This is a genomic window from Klebsiella sp. HC6, assembly GCF_022605325.1.
GTDB classification, from domain to species: domain Bacteria; phylum Pseudomonadota; class Gammaproteobacteria; order Enterobacterales; family Enterobacteriaceae; genus Klebsiella; species Klebsiella terrigena.
Window position 1 is genome coordinate 4589455 of record NZ_CP093276.1, and the last position, 14658, is coordinate 4604112.

Below are 14658 nucleotides of genomic sequence, written 5' to 3' on the forward strand. Positions count from 1 at the left end.
GACCGGGGAACGCGGTCAGGCGCTCTTTTTCAGCTGCGTCACCACCAGCTGGTGGCGCGGGTTAAAGAATTTCCGGTAGGTCAGATAGCCGGCGATGATGGTTGACAGGCTGGCGGTCGATAGCAGCATAAACGTGACCATTATCTGATATTTAATCGCTTTCACCGGATCTATCCCGGCAAAAATCAGCCCCGACATCATCCCCGGCAGGCTCACCAGCCCCACCGTTTTCGCCGAATCAATGGTCGGAATAAGCGCGGCGCGAATGCTCTCGCGAATCAATCCGGCAGAGGCCATTTTCGGCGTCGCGCCGAGGCTCAGCTTCTCCTGAATCTGCTGCTGCTCGCTGCTGAAGCGCTGGCCCATATTGTTGTAGCACAGCCCCACCGCCACCATCGCGTTGCCGGCGATCATGCCGGCGATCGGGATCACCTGCATCGGCACGAAAGAGATCGACCCGGAGAAGACCAGCACCGCCAGGGTAAGCCCCGCGCCGGTGGTAATGGCGATAAAGGATGAGAGGAAGGCCTTATCGATATATTTGCTGCGCTTTTGCGCATTCCACGCGGCGTTAAAACAGATAAACAGCACCATAAGCAGCGTCAGCAGGGCGTGATTGACGTTGAAGATATATTTCAGCACGTAGCCGACGATAATCAGCTGCACCACCGCCCGGCAAATGCTCCAGACGATATCTTTCTCCAGCGCCAGCTTTTCGCGATAGCTCACCACGATGGCCACCAGCACCAGCACCATCGACAGGGCCAGCGATTCGTTAGTGATATTATGCCCGTTCATTGATGAACTCCTGCCCCTCTGCGCTCGCCGGCTGCAGCGTAATCACCTCATCAGCGTGGTCGATTTCACTCCGGTCATGCGTCACCCACAGCACCGCAATATTCTTTTCCGTCGTATAGCGATGAATAATATCGTTGACGTTGCGCTTATTGCTCTCATCCAGGGCGCTGGTAATTTCATCGAGCAGCAGCACCTTCGGCAAAAACTGTAAATTGCGGATCAGCGAAACGCGCTGCTTTTCTCCGCCGGAGAGTTCGTTGATCGATTTGCCCAGCGTATTTTCCGCCAGCCCGAAGCGGCGTAAATCGGCAATTAGCGCCTGCGGGTCCGGCTGCTGATTGCGAATTTGCCACGGGAAGATGAGGTTGTCATAAACCGAATCGCCGAACAGCGCCGGGGTTTGCGCGCAGTACGAGACCTGCTGGCGGTAGGTTTCCGGCGACAGCGTATTGATATCCTTACCGGAATAAAAAATCTGCCCGCTGGTCGGGCTGAGCAGCGAGGCGATAATTTTTAGCAACGTACTTTTACCGCAGCCGGAGGGCCCGGTAATTAGCTTAAATTCCCCGGCGCCCAGCTCGAGATTAATATTATGCAAAATGACCGACTTATCGATCTGAAAGCCTACGCCGTCAAGGCGCAAGATAGCGTTATTTTCCTTCATTATCGTTCCATATATTTCCCAAAACCCGACTAGTTTACTCCACTTTTCTTTCGCCAGGATGAGGAGAAAGATATACTCGATTTAAACATGCGTCATTTTGCTGACGCCTGGCAGGCAATTAAACAGGAGGTTTTTTGATGCTAATTTTTATCCCCGTTCTCATTTTCGTCGCCCTGGTTATCGTGATTGCCGGAGTGAAAATTGTCCCGCAGGGTTACCAGTGGACCGTTGAGCGCTTTGGCCGCTATACCATGACCCTCCAGCCGGGCCTGAGCCTGGTGGTGCCGTTTATGGACCGAATTGGGCGGAAAATTAATATGATGGAGCAGGTGCTGGATATCCCCTCGCAGGAGGTTATTTCGCGCGATAACGCCAACGTCACCATCGATGCGGTGTGCTTTATTCAGGTTATTGACGCGCCGAAAGCGGCCTATGAGGTCAGCAACCTCGAGCTGGCGATTATCAACCTGACGATGACCAACATCCGTACCGTGCTCGGCTCGATGGAGCTCGACGAAATGCTCTCCCAGCGCGACAGCATCAACACCCGCCTGCTGCATATCGTCGATGAGGCCACCAACCCGTGGGGGATCAAAATCACCCGCGTGGAAATTCGCGACGTGCGCCCGCCGGCGGAGCTTATCGCCTCGATGAACGCCCAGATGAAGGCCGAGCGTACCAAGCGCGCCTATATTCTGGAGGCCGAAGGGATACGTCAGGCAGAAATCCTCAAAGCCGAAGGCGAAAAGCAGTCGCAAATCCTCAAAGCCGAAGGCGAGCGCCAGTCGGCGTTCCTGCAGGCAGAAGCGCGTGAACGTTCGGCGGAAGCGGAGGCCCGCGCCACCCAAATGGTCTCTTCCGCTATCGCCTCCGGGGATATTCAGGCGATTAACTACTTCGTTGCGCAGAAATATACCGACGCGCTGCAGCAGATTGGCGCATCAAATAACAGCAAAGTTGTGCTGATGCCGCTCGACGCGACCAGCCTGATGGGCTCTATCGCCGGGATTAGCGAACTGCTTAAAGAAGGCGCCGGCGAACGGAAAAAACTATGATTGCGATGATACTGGTCCATCCGCACCTCTTCTGGCTGAGCCTCGGCGGGCTGCTGCTGGCGGCGGAGATGCTCGGCGGTAACGGCTATCTGCTGTGGAGCGGGGTTGCCGGCGTGATCACCGGCGCCCTGACCTGGCTACTGCCGCTGGGCTGGGAGTGGCAGGGCACGCTGTTTGCCGCGCTGACCCTGCTGGCGGCCTGGCTCTGGTCGCGCTGGCTGCGCGGCCAGGTGAAGCGGCAGAAGCCGGCAGACGCCCGGCTTAACCAGCGCGGGAATCAGCTGATCGGCCGCATCTTCTCCCTGGAGACGGCGCTGGTTAACGGCCGCGGCCACGTGCGCGTTGGCGATAGCTCATGGCCGGCGATCGCCGACGAGGACCTCCCGGCGGGCAGTAAGGTCGAGGTGCTGGCCGTTGAGGGCATCACGCTGCGGATCAGGCTCGCCCCTCCCCACCGCTAGCTCTGCGCCTTGCGATGGCAGCAGCCGGAGAGATTGTCGATAATCGGACAGTCCGCGCCGTCATCGCCGGGACAGGATTCCGCCAGCGCCAGCAGGTGGCTACGCATGCTCTGCAGCTCGCTGATATGGCGCTCAATATCAGCGACTTTATCCAGCGTTCTGCGCTTGACGTCGGCGCTATGCCGCGACGGATCGTTAAACAGGCCCACCAGCTCGCGGCACTCCTCCAGATTAAAACCAACCTGCCGCGCCTGGCGCAGCAGGGTCAGCTCGTCCAGATGCCGCTGGCTGTAGCTGCGGTAGCCGTTTTCACTGCGCAGCGGCGGCGTCACCAGCCCCTTCTCTTCGTAGAAGCGGATCGCTTTACTGGTTAAGCCGGTTTTTTTTGCCACATCGCTGATATTCATCGCCTCTGCACCTCATTGCTTCTCGCACAGCCCCTATTGTAGGACCATTCGCACAATAACCAACCCTGTGCGCGGGGAAAAAGATATAAGCCATATCTTTTATCAGGTTAACCGCGCCGGCGGTTTTTCATAACGTGATGAGTCTCGCAAAAAACTATTTACGCACCGGTAGAAATTGACCCATATCAAAGGTGTATTCCATTTACCTCTTAGCGTCTGGACGTGTCCTCCACAAACCAATATAAATGCGAATGATAGTAGTTATCATTATAATAAAGGTTACTCTAATGGTGAAAAGGACAAACCGGGGGAGCATGTTACTCTCCAGCCTGTCGCTGTTTGTTGCCGCCAACGTTTCTGCGGCAACCCCGACCAGCACAGCCAAAACGGCCGGCGACGAGATGCTGATCGTCACGGCCAATCGTACAGAATCAAGCCTCTGGGACAGCCCGGCGACCGTTCAGGTTATCGACCGGGAAACGCTCAACAACTCAACCAGCGTCTCTATCGCCGACGATCTGCAGGATATTCCCGGCGTTGAGGTGACCGACAACTCCCTGGCCGGGCGTAAGCAAATCCGCATCCGCGGCGAGGCCTCGTCGCGGGTGCTGATCTTGATTGACGGCCAGGTGGTCAGCTACCAGCGCGCCGGGCAAAACTACGGCGTCGGGCTGCTGATTGATGAGTCGGCGCTGGAGCGGATAGAAGTGGTAAAAGGCCCCTACTCGGTGCTTTACGGCTCGCAGGCCATCGGGGGCGTGGTTAACTTTATCACCAAAAAAGGCGGGGATAAGCCCCTCGCCGGGACGGTGAAGGCCGTTTATAACTCGGCGACCGCGGGCTGGGACGAGTCGGCGGCGGCCTGGGGCAGCATCGGCCAGTTCGACTATCGCATCAACGGCAGCTACTCCGACCAGGGCAACCGCGATACGCCGGACGGCAGATTGCAGAACACCAACTTTCGCAACAACAGCCAGGGCGTCTGGCTTGGCTACAATCTCGACCGGCATAAATTCGGCCTGTCGCTCGACCGCTACAAAACCTCCACGCAAACCTGGTTTGACGATCCCGAGGGCCAATACGAAGACTTCAGCGTCCGGATCCCCAAGCTGGAACGCGAAAAAATCGGCGCGTTCTATGACTTCGACGCCGGCGGCGATTACCTGAAAAAAATCCACTTCGACGCCTACAGCCAGACCATCGAGCGTGAATTTGAAAACCGGATTAAGACCACCCAGCCGATCCCCAGCCCGATTATCCAGGCGCTGACGGTCAGCAACCAGACCAACACCAACGATAAGCAATATACCCAGGGCGTAACGCTGCAGGGCAACTTCTCCCTGCCGGCGAACAACGAGCTGGTTATTGGCACCCAGTACCAGCATGACAAGGTGAAGCAGGACACCCGCAGCAGCACGCGGCAGACGGCGGCCACCGGCGCCTTCGATATCCAGACCCTCACGCTGTCGCATATTGAGGCGGAGCAAAGCAACGCCTCGGTGTTTGCGCAAAACGACTGGCGCTTCGCCGATGACTGGACCTGGACCGTTGGCGCGCGCCAGTACTGGCTCTCCTCCGAACTTAACCGCAGCGACAGCCAGAGCGGCGCGGTCAGCCAGTCTACGGGCGGCAAGTCGGCCCATGACGATAAGCTGGTGACCTCAACCAGCCTGCGCTATTCCGGCTTTAAAGATATTGAGCTGCGCGCGGCGTACGCCCAGGGCTACGTCTTCCCGACGCTGACCCAGCTGTTTATGCAGACCTCGGCCGGCGGCGGCGTCACCTATGGTAATACCGGCCTGAAGGCGGAACACTCCAACAACTACGAGCTGGGCGCCCGTTACAAAGGCAATATGTGGCTGGTTGACGGGGCGATTTACTACTCCGAAGCCAAAGACTATATCGCCAGCCTCCCCTGCTCGGGTCAGGCGATATGCAGCGGCAACAGCACCTCTTCCCGCGGCGAATATTTCTATTACGACAATATCGATCGCGCCAAAACCTGGGGGATGGAGCTGACGGCAGAGTACAACGGCTGGGCCGTTTCGCCCTATCTGAGCGGCAACCTTATCCGCCGGCAGTATGAAGGCGAGACCGTTAAAACCTGGGATACCGGCGAACCCGCCCTGACGGGAAGAGCGGGCCTGAAGCATACGCTGCTGCTGAACAGCGCCAACGTCACCTCCGATCTCTTCGTGCGCGCCGCCTCCAGCGCCGACGATAAAACCGGCAGCAGGGAGATTCGCTATCCGGGCTGGGCAACGCTTAACCTCGCGTTCAATACCGAGTTTGGCCCGCAGGAGCAGTATCAGGTCAACCTGGCGCTCAACAACCTGACCAACAAGCGCTATCAAACTGCCCATGAAACCATTCCGGCGGCCGGATTTAACGCAGCGGTCGGTTTTGCGTGGAACTTCTGATGATGAAAAAACTCTTGTTCGCCCTGCTGGCGCTTTGTGCCGCCGGCGCAGCCTGCGCCAGCGAACGTATCGTCGTGGCCGGCGGCTCGCTGAGCGAGCTGGTCTACGCGCTTGGTGCCGGAAATCAGGTGGTCGGCGTCGATGAAACCACCTCCTGGCCGCCGGAAACGGCCGGGCTGCCGCATATCGGCTACTGGAAGCAGCTCAGCAGCGAAGGCATTTTATCCCTCAGGCCGGACGTTTTTATCACCTGGCGGGATGCCGGGCCGCAGATCGTTCTGGACCAGCTGCGGACGCAGAAAGTAAGCGTCGTGACCCTGCCGCGCGTGCCGGCCACGGTTGAACAGATGTACGCCAACGTTCGCCAGCTGGCGAAGACGCTGCGGGTTCCCGAACGAGGAGATGCGCTGGTAGGCCAGATTGAGCAGCGTCTGGAGCGCGTTCAGCGCAGCGCGGCGCAAAAGGCGCCGCTCAGGGCGATGTTTATTCTCTCCGCGGGCGGCAGCGCGCCGCAGGTGGCCGGTAAGGGCAGCGTTGCCGACGCCATTCTGACCCTCGCGGGCGCGCGGAACGTGGCTTCGCACGCGCAGTATAAAAGCTACAGCGCGGAATCGCTGATTGCGGCAAACCCGGAGGTCATTGTCGTGACCTCGCAAATGGTCGACGGCGATATTAACCGGCTGCGCGCCGTCGCCGGCATAACCCACACCGCCGCATGGAAAAATCAGCGCATTGTCACCATCGATCAGGCGCTGATCCTCGGGATGGGCCCGCGGGTGGCCGACGCGGTTGAGTCCCTGCACCGGCAGTTTTGGCCCCAATAACTGGATGTGATGTTGACGCTATGAAGACTAACAATGCCCTCGATCTCTCCGCGCACTTCGCGCTGGAGGGAAGCCAGCCCTTTAAAGATCGTCGGGCCACCATGCCGTGGCGCGGTGCGATCCCGGTGGCAAAAGAGCAGCTGGCGCAGACCTGGCAGGAGGTCATCAGCCGCAGCGCGCCGCCGCGTAAAAGGCTGCTGTACCTGCACATTCCCTTTTGCGCCACCCACTGCACTTTTTGCGGCTTTTATCAGAACCGCTATGAGGATGACCACTGCGCCCGCTATACCGACGCCCTGCTGCGCGAAATAGAAATGGAGGCCGATAGCGTCCTGCACCAGTCGGCGCCGATCCACGCGGTTTACTTTGGCGGCGGCACGCCCTCCGCGCTGGCGGCGCAGGACCTGGCGAGAATTATCACCGCGCTGCGGGAAAAGCTGCCCCTCGCGGCGGACTGCGAAATCACCATCGAAGGACGGGTGCTTAACTTCGATGACAACCGCATCGACGCCTGCCTTGACGCCGGCGCCAATCGCTTCTCCATCGGCATTCAGTCCTTCAACAGCAGGGTGCGCAAGAAAATGGCCCGCACCTCCGACGGCCCCACCGCCGCCGCCTTTATGCGGAGGCTGGTGCGGCGGGATCGCGCGGCCGTGGTGTGCGATCTGCTGTTCGGCCTCCCCGGTCAGGACGCAAAGCTGTGGGGGGAAGATCTCAGCATCGCCCGCGATATCGGGCTCGATGGCGTCGATCTCTACGCCCTTAATCTGCTGCCCAACACGCCGCTGGGTAAAGCCGTGGAAAACGGACGCACCGCCGTCCCCACTCCGGCAGAGCGGCGCGATCTCTATCTCCAGGGCTGCGATTTCATGGAGGATGCGGGCTGGCGCTGTATCAGCAACAGCCACTGGGCCCGCACAACCCGCGAACGCAACCTCTACAACCTGCTGATTAAACAGGGGGCCGACTGCCTGGCCCTGGGCTCCGGCGCGGGCGGCTCGGTCAACGGCTATTCGTGGATGGTGGAGCGTAACCTGACGGCCTGGCACGAAGCGATCGCCGACGGGAAAAAGCCGCTGATGATGATGATGCGCGCCGCCGAGCGCGGCTTTCAGTGGCGGCATACGCTGCAGGCAGGCGTGGAAACAGCGCGCGTGCCGCTGGATGAGCTGACGCCGCGCGCCGGGGAGCTGGCCCCGCTGCTGGCCCAGTGGCATCAGGCGGGGCTCACCCGCGACGCCTCAACCTGCCTGCGGTTGACCAATGAAGGCCGCTTCTGGGCCAGCAATATTTTGCAGTCTCTTGATGAGCTGATTCAACACCTTAACGCGCCGCGCATTGCGGTAGAGCAACCCTAACAGGAGTGATTTATGAGCCATGTTTCTTTAGCGGAATTTTTGCTAACCGAGCCGGACGGCACCCTGGAAGCGATCGCCGATCGTTACCAAACCTCCCTTCTGGAGGTGGTGCAAAACCTCCCCTCTCCGACCCTCGTGTCGGGTGAAAGCTTTGACGCCGTCTGGGAAACCGTCAGCGAATGGGGCAAGGTCACCACGCTGGTCCATACCGCCGACGTCATCCTCGAGTTTACCGGCGAACTGCCTTCCGGATTCCACCGCCACGGCTATTTCAATCTGCGCGGCAAAAAGGGCATGACGGGCCATATCAAAGCGGAAAACTGCCGCCATATCGCGCTGATTGAACGTAAATTTATGGGCATGGATACCGCGTCGATTCTCTTCTTTAACCAGGCAGGTAGCGCGATGTTCAAGATTTTCCTCGGCCGCGATGAGCATCGCCAGCTGCTCGCCGACCAGGTTAGCGCCTTCCGGGCCCTCGCCGCTTCCCTCAAGGAAACCGCCTGATGAGGCCGTGGTTAATCTTTGGCGCCGGCGGCAGCGGCACGGGCGCAAAGGTGCTTGAACTGGCGCTGGCGGAGCGGCGTCCGCTGCTGGCGGTGGTGCGCAATCCGCAATCCGCTGCCGCCCTTGAGGCGAAAGGCGTGCGGGTTTTCGCCGGCGACGCCTGCGATGCCGACGTGGTGGCTGACGCCTGTCATGCCGCCGGTGCGGATGCGCTGATCGTCTCCTCCATGGGCGGCGCCGAGGACTACCTGGCGCACAGGACCGTTATTGATGCGGCAGAGGCGGCGGGCATCGGGCAAATGATTCTGGTGACGTCGCTGGGCTGCGGCGATAGCTGGCCCTTTTTATCCCCGCGCGCCAAAGCCGCGTTCGGTCAGGCGGTGCGCGAAAAGACCCTGGCGGAAAGCTGGCTGCAAACCAGCGGCCTGGATTATGCCATCCTGCGCCCCGGCGGCCTGCTCAACGGCGAGGCGAGCGGTAAAGCGCAGCGCTTGCAGAACCAGGAGTGCCACGGTTTCGTGAGGCGCGCGGACGTTGCCGCGCATATTCACGAGCTGGCCGCCGCGCCGGCGCTCAACAATCAGATCTACAGCCTGATTGAGCCGGACCTGAAGCCGGCGTAATCCCCTCGCGGCGCGGCTCGTCCGCGCCGCAAAGACGTAATGGAGTTTTGCGTGCTCAAGGATTCACTCTCTTCCGTCGGCGTTCTGACGGGCCTTTCGCTGCTGCTGGTCGCGCTGGTGCTGGTTGGCGCCAGCCAGGGCGCGCTGAACATCAGCTTCAGCGCGCTGTTTAACGAAGAATACCGCGATATCTGGCTGAATATTCGCCTTCCCCGCGTCCTGCTGGCGGTCCTGGTAGGCAGCGCGCTGGCGACGGCTGGCGTCATTATGCAGGGCCTGTTTCGTAACCCAATGGCCGATCCCGGCCTGCTCGGCGTCAGCAGCGGCTCCGCGCTGATGGTGGGGGTGGCGATCGTTCTGCCTTTCTCATTTCCGGTGGTTTTGGCGCTGTACGAGCAGATGATTTTCGCCGTCGCCGGCAGTATGGCTGTCTGCGTGGTGATTTTTCTCATCAGCCGGCGCCACGCTCACGGCGGCATGATGCAGCTCCTGTTAGCCGGGATCGCCATCAACGCGCTGTGCGGAGCGGCGATAGGCGTGCTGAGCTACATCGGAGACGAGCAGCAGCTGCGCCAGCTCACGCTGTGGATGATGGGCAATCTTGGCCAGGCGCAGTGGCCTACGCTGCTGGTCGCCGGCTCGTTTATTCTGCCGGCTATTGTCACCACGCTGTTTCTTGCCGGGACGCTCAACCTGCTGCAGCTGGGTGATGAAGAGGCGCACTATCTCGGCGTTAACGTTAGCCGTAAGCGTCAGCAGCTGCTGCTGCTCAGCTCGCTGCTGGTAGGCGCGGCGGTGTCGGTGAGCGGCGTTATCGGCTTTATTGGTCTGGTTGTCCCGCACCTGATCCGCATGACCACCGGGGCCGATCATCGCTGGCTTATCCCCTGCTCGACCCTGGCCGGCGCCTGCCTGCTGCTGGTGGCCGATACCCTCGCCCGCACGCTGGTGCAGCCGGCGGAAATGCCCGTCGGCCTGCTGACCAGCCTGATCGGCGGCCCCTATTTTCTGTGGCTGATCCTGCGCGGCCGGAGGTCAGCATGATTCTGGCCGAAAATCTGGTTTATACCCTGCAGGGACGTCGCCTGACCGATAACGTCTCTCTGACGCTGCCCGGCGGGGAGATCGTCGCCATTCTCGGCCCAAACGGCGCCGGAAAATCGACGCTGCTGCGCCAGCTCACGGGCTATCTGCGGCCGCACGGCGGGCGATGTTCCCTGCTGGGTACGCCGCTGGAGGCGTGGTCGATAACCGAGCTGGCGAAAACCCGCGCCGTGATGCGGCAGAACGGCCATATGGCGTTTCCGTTCAGCGTACAGGAGGTGATCCGCATGGGAAGGCATCCCTGGCGGACGCGCGGCTCCCATGATGAAACGGATCGCATTATGGCGCTGTGCGACTGCCGCGAGCTGGCCGCCCGCGACTATCGACAGCTCTCCGGCGGCGAGCAGCAGCGGGTACAGCTGGCGCGTCTGCTGGTGCAGCTCTGGGAGCCGATCCCGTCGCCCAAATGGCTGTTTCTGGATGAGCCCACTTCCGCCCTCGATATTCACCACCAGCAGCATCTTTTCCGCCTGCTGCGCCGGCTGGTGCGCGAGCGGCAGTTCAACGTCTGCTGCGTCCTGCACGATCTTAATCTCGCCGCCCGCTATGCCGACCGCGTGGTGCTGATGGATAAGGGGCGCGTCGTCGATAGCGGCAGCCCGCAGGCGGTTATGCAGCAGCGGGCGCTGAAAGACCTCTACGGCGCGGATATCACGGTAATTAAAGAGTCTGAAAATCAAACGCCGCTGATCGTTCTTGATTATTAAGCTCAGGGTTCCCCGGTCGAAGCGCCCCCGTAGCCGGCGTCTTTTTGCCGCATTGACGAAAACCGCCTTGACCTTCCCCTTGCTGGAAGGTTTAACCTTTATCACAGTCAGCTCATCCACGTAATAAAGGAGTTTGTTATGTCACAAACCATCGACCTGACGCTCGATGGCCTCACCTGCGGCCACTGCGTCAAACGCGTAAAAGAGAGCCTGGAGCAGCGTCCTGACGTTGAGCTGGCGGAGGTCACCACGACCGAAGCCCACGTCACCGGTAGCGCCAGCGCTGAAGCGCTCATCGACACGATTCAGAAAGCCGGATACGGTGCGGAGCTCAGCCACCCAAAGGCTAAACCGCTGGCGGAATCAACACTCCCGTCGGAAGCACTGACAGCGGCCTCTCCTGCGCTTCCGGCAGCCCATGATAGCGATGACAGCCAACAGCTGCTGATCAACGGCATGAGCTGCGCCAGCTGCGTTTCCCGGGTCCAGAAGGCGCTTGCCGCGGTACCGGGCGTCGCGCAGGCGCGGGTAAACCTGGCGGAACGCACTGCGCTGGTCATGGGCAGCGCGTCCGCCGCAGAATTAGTGCAGGCGGTGGAGAAGGCAGGCTACGGCGCCGAGGCTATCGAAGATGACCTGGAGCGCCGCGAGCGCCAGCAGGAAACCGCCATCGCCACCATGAAACGCTTTCGCTGGCAGGCGATCGTCGCCCTGCTGGTGGGCGTTCCGGTGATGGTGTGGGGAATGTTCGGTGACAACATGATGGTCACCGACGACAACCGCTCGCTGTGGCTGGCTATCGGGCTTATCACCCTGGCGGTGATGGTCTTTGCCGGCGGCCACTTCTACCGCAGCGCCTGGAAAAGCCTGAGAAACGCCACCGCCACCATGGATACGCTGGTGGCGCTGGGCACCGGGGTCGCCTGGCTCTACTCGATGAGCGTCAACCTGTGGCCGCAGTGGTTCCCGATGGAAGCCCGCCACCTCTACTATGAAGCCAGCGCCATGATTATCGGCCTGATTAACCTCGGCCATATGCTGGAAGCCCGCGCCCGGCAGCGCTCTTCCCGGGCGCTGGAAAAGCTGCTCGATCTGACGCCGCCGTCGGCACGCGTAGTCACGCCCGAGGGCGAAAAAAGCGTCCCCCTGGCCGACGTTATGCCCGGCATGACCCTGCGTCTGACCACCGGCGACCGGGTGCCGGTTGACGGCATCATCTCTCAGGGCGAGGCCTGGCTGGATGAAGCCATGCTGACCGGCGAACCGATCCCGCAGCAGAAAAGCGGCGGAGATCCCCTGCACGCCGGGACGGTTGTGCAGGACGGCAGCGTCCTGTTTACCGCCAGCGCCGTAGGGAGCCAGACCACGCTGGCGCGAATTATCCGTATGGTGCGCCAGGCGCAGAGCAGTAAGCCAGAAATCGGCCAGCTGGCGGACAAAATTTCCGCCGTCTTCGTCCCGACGGTGGTGGTCATTGCGCTGTTCAGCGCGGCAATCTGGTACTTCTTCGGCCCGGCGCCGCAAATCGTCTATACCCTGATCATCGCCACCACGGTGCTGATTATCGCCTGCCCCTGCGCGCTGGGCCTGGCTACGCCGATGTCGATTATTTCCGGCGTCGGGCGGGCGGCAGAGTACGGCGTGCTGGTGCGCGACGCCGATGCGCTGCAGCGCGCCAGCCAGCTGGATACCGTCGTATTCGATAAAACCGGGACCCTGACCGAAGGAAAGCCGCAGGTTGTGGCGGTGAAAACCTTTACAGCTATCGATGAGGCGGCCGCTTTACGCCTGGCCGCCGCGCTGGAACAGGGCTCCAGCCACCCCCTGGCGCGGGCGATCCTCGACAAAGCGGCGGAGAGCGCGCTGCTAACGGTCGGCAACTTCCGTACCCTTCGCGGGCTGGGGGTGAGCGGTGAAGCCGACGGCCATCGTCTCCTGCTCGGTAACCAGGCGCTGCTCAACGAGCAGAATATTGCCACCGACGCGGCGGAAAGTGACCTCAACGCTCAGGCCGCGCAGGGCGCCACGCCGGTGCTGCTGGCGGTAGACGGCGAGGTTGCCGCGCTGATCGCCATCCGCGACCCGCTGCGCAGCGACAGCGTGGCGGCGCTGGCCCGCCTGCATCGCCAGGGCTACCGTCTGGTGATGCTCACCGGGGATAACCCGGTTACGGCCAACGCCATCGCCAAAGAGGCGGGTATCGATGAGGTGATTGCCGGCGTCCTGCCGGACGGTAAAGCCGATGCCATCAAGCGTCTGCAAAGCCAGGGCCACCAGGTCGCGATGGTCGGCGATGGCATTAACGACGCCCCGGCGCTGGCGCAGGCCGATGTCGGCATTGCGATGGGCGGTGGCAGCGACGTCGCCATTGAAACGGCGGCGATTACCCTGATGCGCCATAGCCTCAACGGCGTCGCCGACGCGCTGGCGATTGCAAAGGCCACGCTGCGTAATATGAAGCAAAACCTGCTGGGCGCCTTTGTCTATAACTCGCTGGGCATTCCGATTGCCGCCGGGATCCTCTGGCCGCTGACCGGCACGCTGCTCAACCCGGTGGTTGCCGGGGCGGCGATGGCGCTCTCTTCCATTACCGTGGTGAGCAACGCCAACCGGCTGCTGCGTTTTAAACCAAAAGAGTAGCCCCTCGCGCGAATCAGCACCGGATCCTTTCCCGGACAGCGGCATCACGCCCTGTCCGGGCTATCGCACGCCGATCCTCCCGCCCACGCTTGCACCCTCAGGCCGCGCGCGCTAGCATGAGTTCTTCACTTTGCGGAGCGCGTATGGGCCTGTTAAACCGAATAAAAATGCTGTGGCGAGCCGCCGTTGGCCCGTCTTATTCCTGGCCGGCGCTGGATGTTACCCTCCCCGGCGGACGCTATCTGCACCTCGTCGGCAGCATTCATATGGGCACCCGCGATATGGCGCCGCCCCCGGCCAGGCTGCTGAAAAAAATTCGCCAGGCCGATGCGCTGATTGTGGAAGCCGATATTACCGGGAACGAAACGCCCTTCAGCAACCTCCCCTCTTATCCGCCGCTGGCCGGGCGCCTGAGTCCCGAACAGCTCGTGGAGCTGGAAGCCCGCGCCGCGGAGCTGGGGCTGGCAACCGCCCTTTTCGACAGCCAGCCGCTGTGGCAGGTTGCCATGGTGCTGCAGGCGACCCAGGCGCAAAAGCTGGGGCTTCGTCCGGATTACGGGATTGATTATCAGCTGCTGATGGCGGCGCGCGAAAGCCGCGTGCGGGTGATGGAGCTGGAGGGGACCGATAGCCAGATTGCGCTGCTGCGCGATTTACCCGACGGCGGGCTGGCGCTGCTGGAAGACACGCTGACCCACTGGCGAACCAACGCCCGTCTTCTGCAGGTGATGATCGGCTGGTGGCTGGAGCAGCCGCCGGCAAAAGGGGCCACCTCGCTACCCACGACCTTTAGCCAGTCGCTGTACGATGTTCTGATGCATCAGCGCAACCTCGCCTGGCGCGAGACGCTGCTGGCTCTGCCTCCGGGGCGCTACGTTGTCGCCGTCGGCGCGCTGCATTTATACGGTGAAGGGAACCTGCCTGATATGCTGACGTAAAAAAATGGCCAATATTTCTATTGGCCCGTCAAAGAGGAATTTCATCATTATTATTATCCCGAGATTCGCACCTCGGATCGTTCGATTGTCGCTCAAAGTGACCATCACTGCCAATACTATTGCGCAAGATGGTACTATTTTTTACACAATCA

The 14658-nt window shown here is 61.0% G+C and carries 14 protein-coding genes; 11 read left to right on the forward strand and 3 right to left on the reverse strand.

The features are described from left to right. Window positions 1-15 precede the first annotated feature (15 nt). Both fetB and fetA read right to left on the reverse strand, forming a co-directional pair. On the reverse strand, window positions 16-798 hold the full coding sequence (gene fetB / locus MMW58_RS22235; RefSeq protein ID WP_241722124.1) for an iron efflux ABC transporter permease subunit FetB: 783 nt from the start codon (window positions 796-798) through the stop codon (window positions 16-18). Beyond that, window positions 785-1462, reverse strand: coding sequence for an iron efflux ABC transporter ATP-binding subunit FetA (gene fetA, locus MMW58_RS22240; protein WP_241722125.1), 678 nt, complete (start codon window positions 1460-1462; stop codon window positions 785-787). Before fetA ends, fetB begins: the two co-directional genes overlap by 14 nt. Window positions 1463-1599: 137 nt before the next feature. On the opposite strand from fetA, the gene MMW58_RS22245 reads away from it, so the two are divergent. Together MMW58_RS22245 and MMW58_RS22250 are read left to right on the forward strand one after the other, a co-directional pair. Continuing rightward, the gene (locus MMW58_RS22245; protein ID WP_045854276.1) at window positions 1600-2517 is read left to right on the forward strand and encodes an SPFH domain-containing protein; all 918 of its coding nucleotides are present in this window, start codon (window positions 1600-1602) and stop codon (window positions 2515-2517) included. Next, the gene (locus MMW58_RS22250) at window positions 2514-2978 is read left to right on the forward strand and encodes an NfeD family protein (RefSeq protein WP_159235937.1); all 465 of its coding nucleotides are present in this window, start codon (window positions 2514-2516) and stop codon (window positions 2976-2978) included. The genes MMW58_RS22245 and MMW58_RS22250 overlap by 4 nt, the downstream gene beginning before the upstream one ends. Here MMW58_RS22250 and cueR read toward each other — a convergent pair. Beyond that, window positions 2975-3385: a Cu(I)-responsive transcriptional regulator gene (gene cueR / locus MMW58_RS22255; RefSeq protein ID WP_041144379.1), complete on the reverse strand. Its 411-nt coding sequence runs from the start codon at window positions 3383-3385 to the stop codon at window positions 2975-2977. The two genes, MMW58_RS22250 and cueR, sit on opposite strands and share 4 nt — an antisense overlap. Before the next feature lie 287 nt (window positions 3386-3672). Between cueR and MMW58_RS22260 the strand changes: the two genes are divergently transcribed. From MMW58_RS22260 to MMW58_RS22300, 9 genes are all read left to right on the forward strand, one after another. Continuing rightward, window positions 3673-5805: a TonB-dependent receptor plug domain-containing protein gene (locus MMW58_RS22260; RefSeq protein ID WP_241722126.1), complete on the forward strand. Its 2133-nt coding sequence runs from the start codon at window positions 3673-3675 to the stop codon at window positions 5803-5805. Window positions 5806-5807: 2 nt separating this feature from the next. Then, a complete protein-coding gene (locus MMW58_RS22265) occupies window positions 5808-6629 on the forward strand; it encodes a heme/hemin ABC transporter substrate-binding protein (RefSeq protein WP_305853199.1) in 822 nt (273 codons plus the stop codon). Between the two features lie 20 nt (window positions 6630-6649). Next, on the forward strand, window positions 6650-7987 hold the full coding sequence (hutW, locus tag MMW58_RS22270) for a heme anaerobic degradation radical SAM methyltransferase ChuW/HutW (RefSeq protein WP_241722128.1): 1338 nt from the start codon (window positions 6650-6652) through the stop codon (window positions 7985-7987). A gap of 12 nt (window positions 7988-7999) precedes the next feature. Next, entirely contained in the window at window positions 8000-8494 is a 495-nt protein-coding gene (hutX, locus tag MMW58_RS22275) for a heme utilization cystosolic carrier protein HutX (RefSeq protein WP_045854271.1), read from the forward strand. Next, on the forward strand, window positions 8494-9117 hold the full coding sequence (gene chuY / locus MMW58_RS22280; RefSeq protein ID WP_241722129.1) for an anaerobilin reductase: 624 nt from the start codon (window positions 8494-8496) through the stop codon (window positions 9115-9117). Before hutX ends, chuY begins: the two co-directional genes overlap by 1 nt. A 51-nt stretch (window positions 9118-9168) precedes the next feature. Beyond that, on the forward strand, window positions 9169-10161 hold the full coding sequence (locus MMW58_RS22285) for a FecCD family ABC transporter permease (RefSeq protein ID WP_241722130.1): 993 nt from the start codon (window positions 9169-9171) through the stop codon (window positions 10159-10161). Then, the gene (locus tag MMW58_RS22290; protein ID WP_241722131.1) at window positions 10158-10928 is read left to right on the forward strand and encodes a heme ABC transporter ATP-binding protein; all 771 of its coding nucleotides are present in this window, start codon (window positions 10158-10160) and stop codon (window positions 10926-10928) included. Before MMW58_RS22285 ends, MMW58_RS22290 begins: the two co-directional genes overlap by 4 nt. Window positions 10929-11066: 138 nt before the next feature. After that, window positions 11067-13568 carry a copper-exporting P-type ATPase CopA gene (gene copA, locus MMW58_RS22295; RefSeq protein WP_241722132.1) on the forward strand — a complete coding sequence of 834 codons (2502 nt, stop codon included), beginning with the start codon at window positions 11067-11069 and terminating at the stop codon, window positions 13566-13568. 143 nt (window positions 13569-13711) lie between these two features. Then, complete coding sequence (locus MMW58_RS22300) at window positions 13712-14506, forward strand: TraB/GumN family protein (protein ID WP_241722133.1); 795 nt, start codon at window positions 13712-13714, stop codon at window positions 14504-14506. The last annotated feature ends 152 nt before the right edge of the window (window positions 14507-14658 follow it).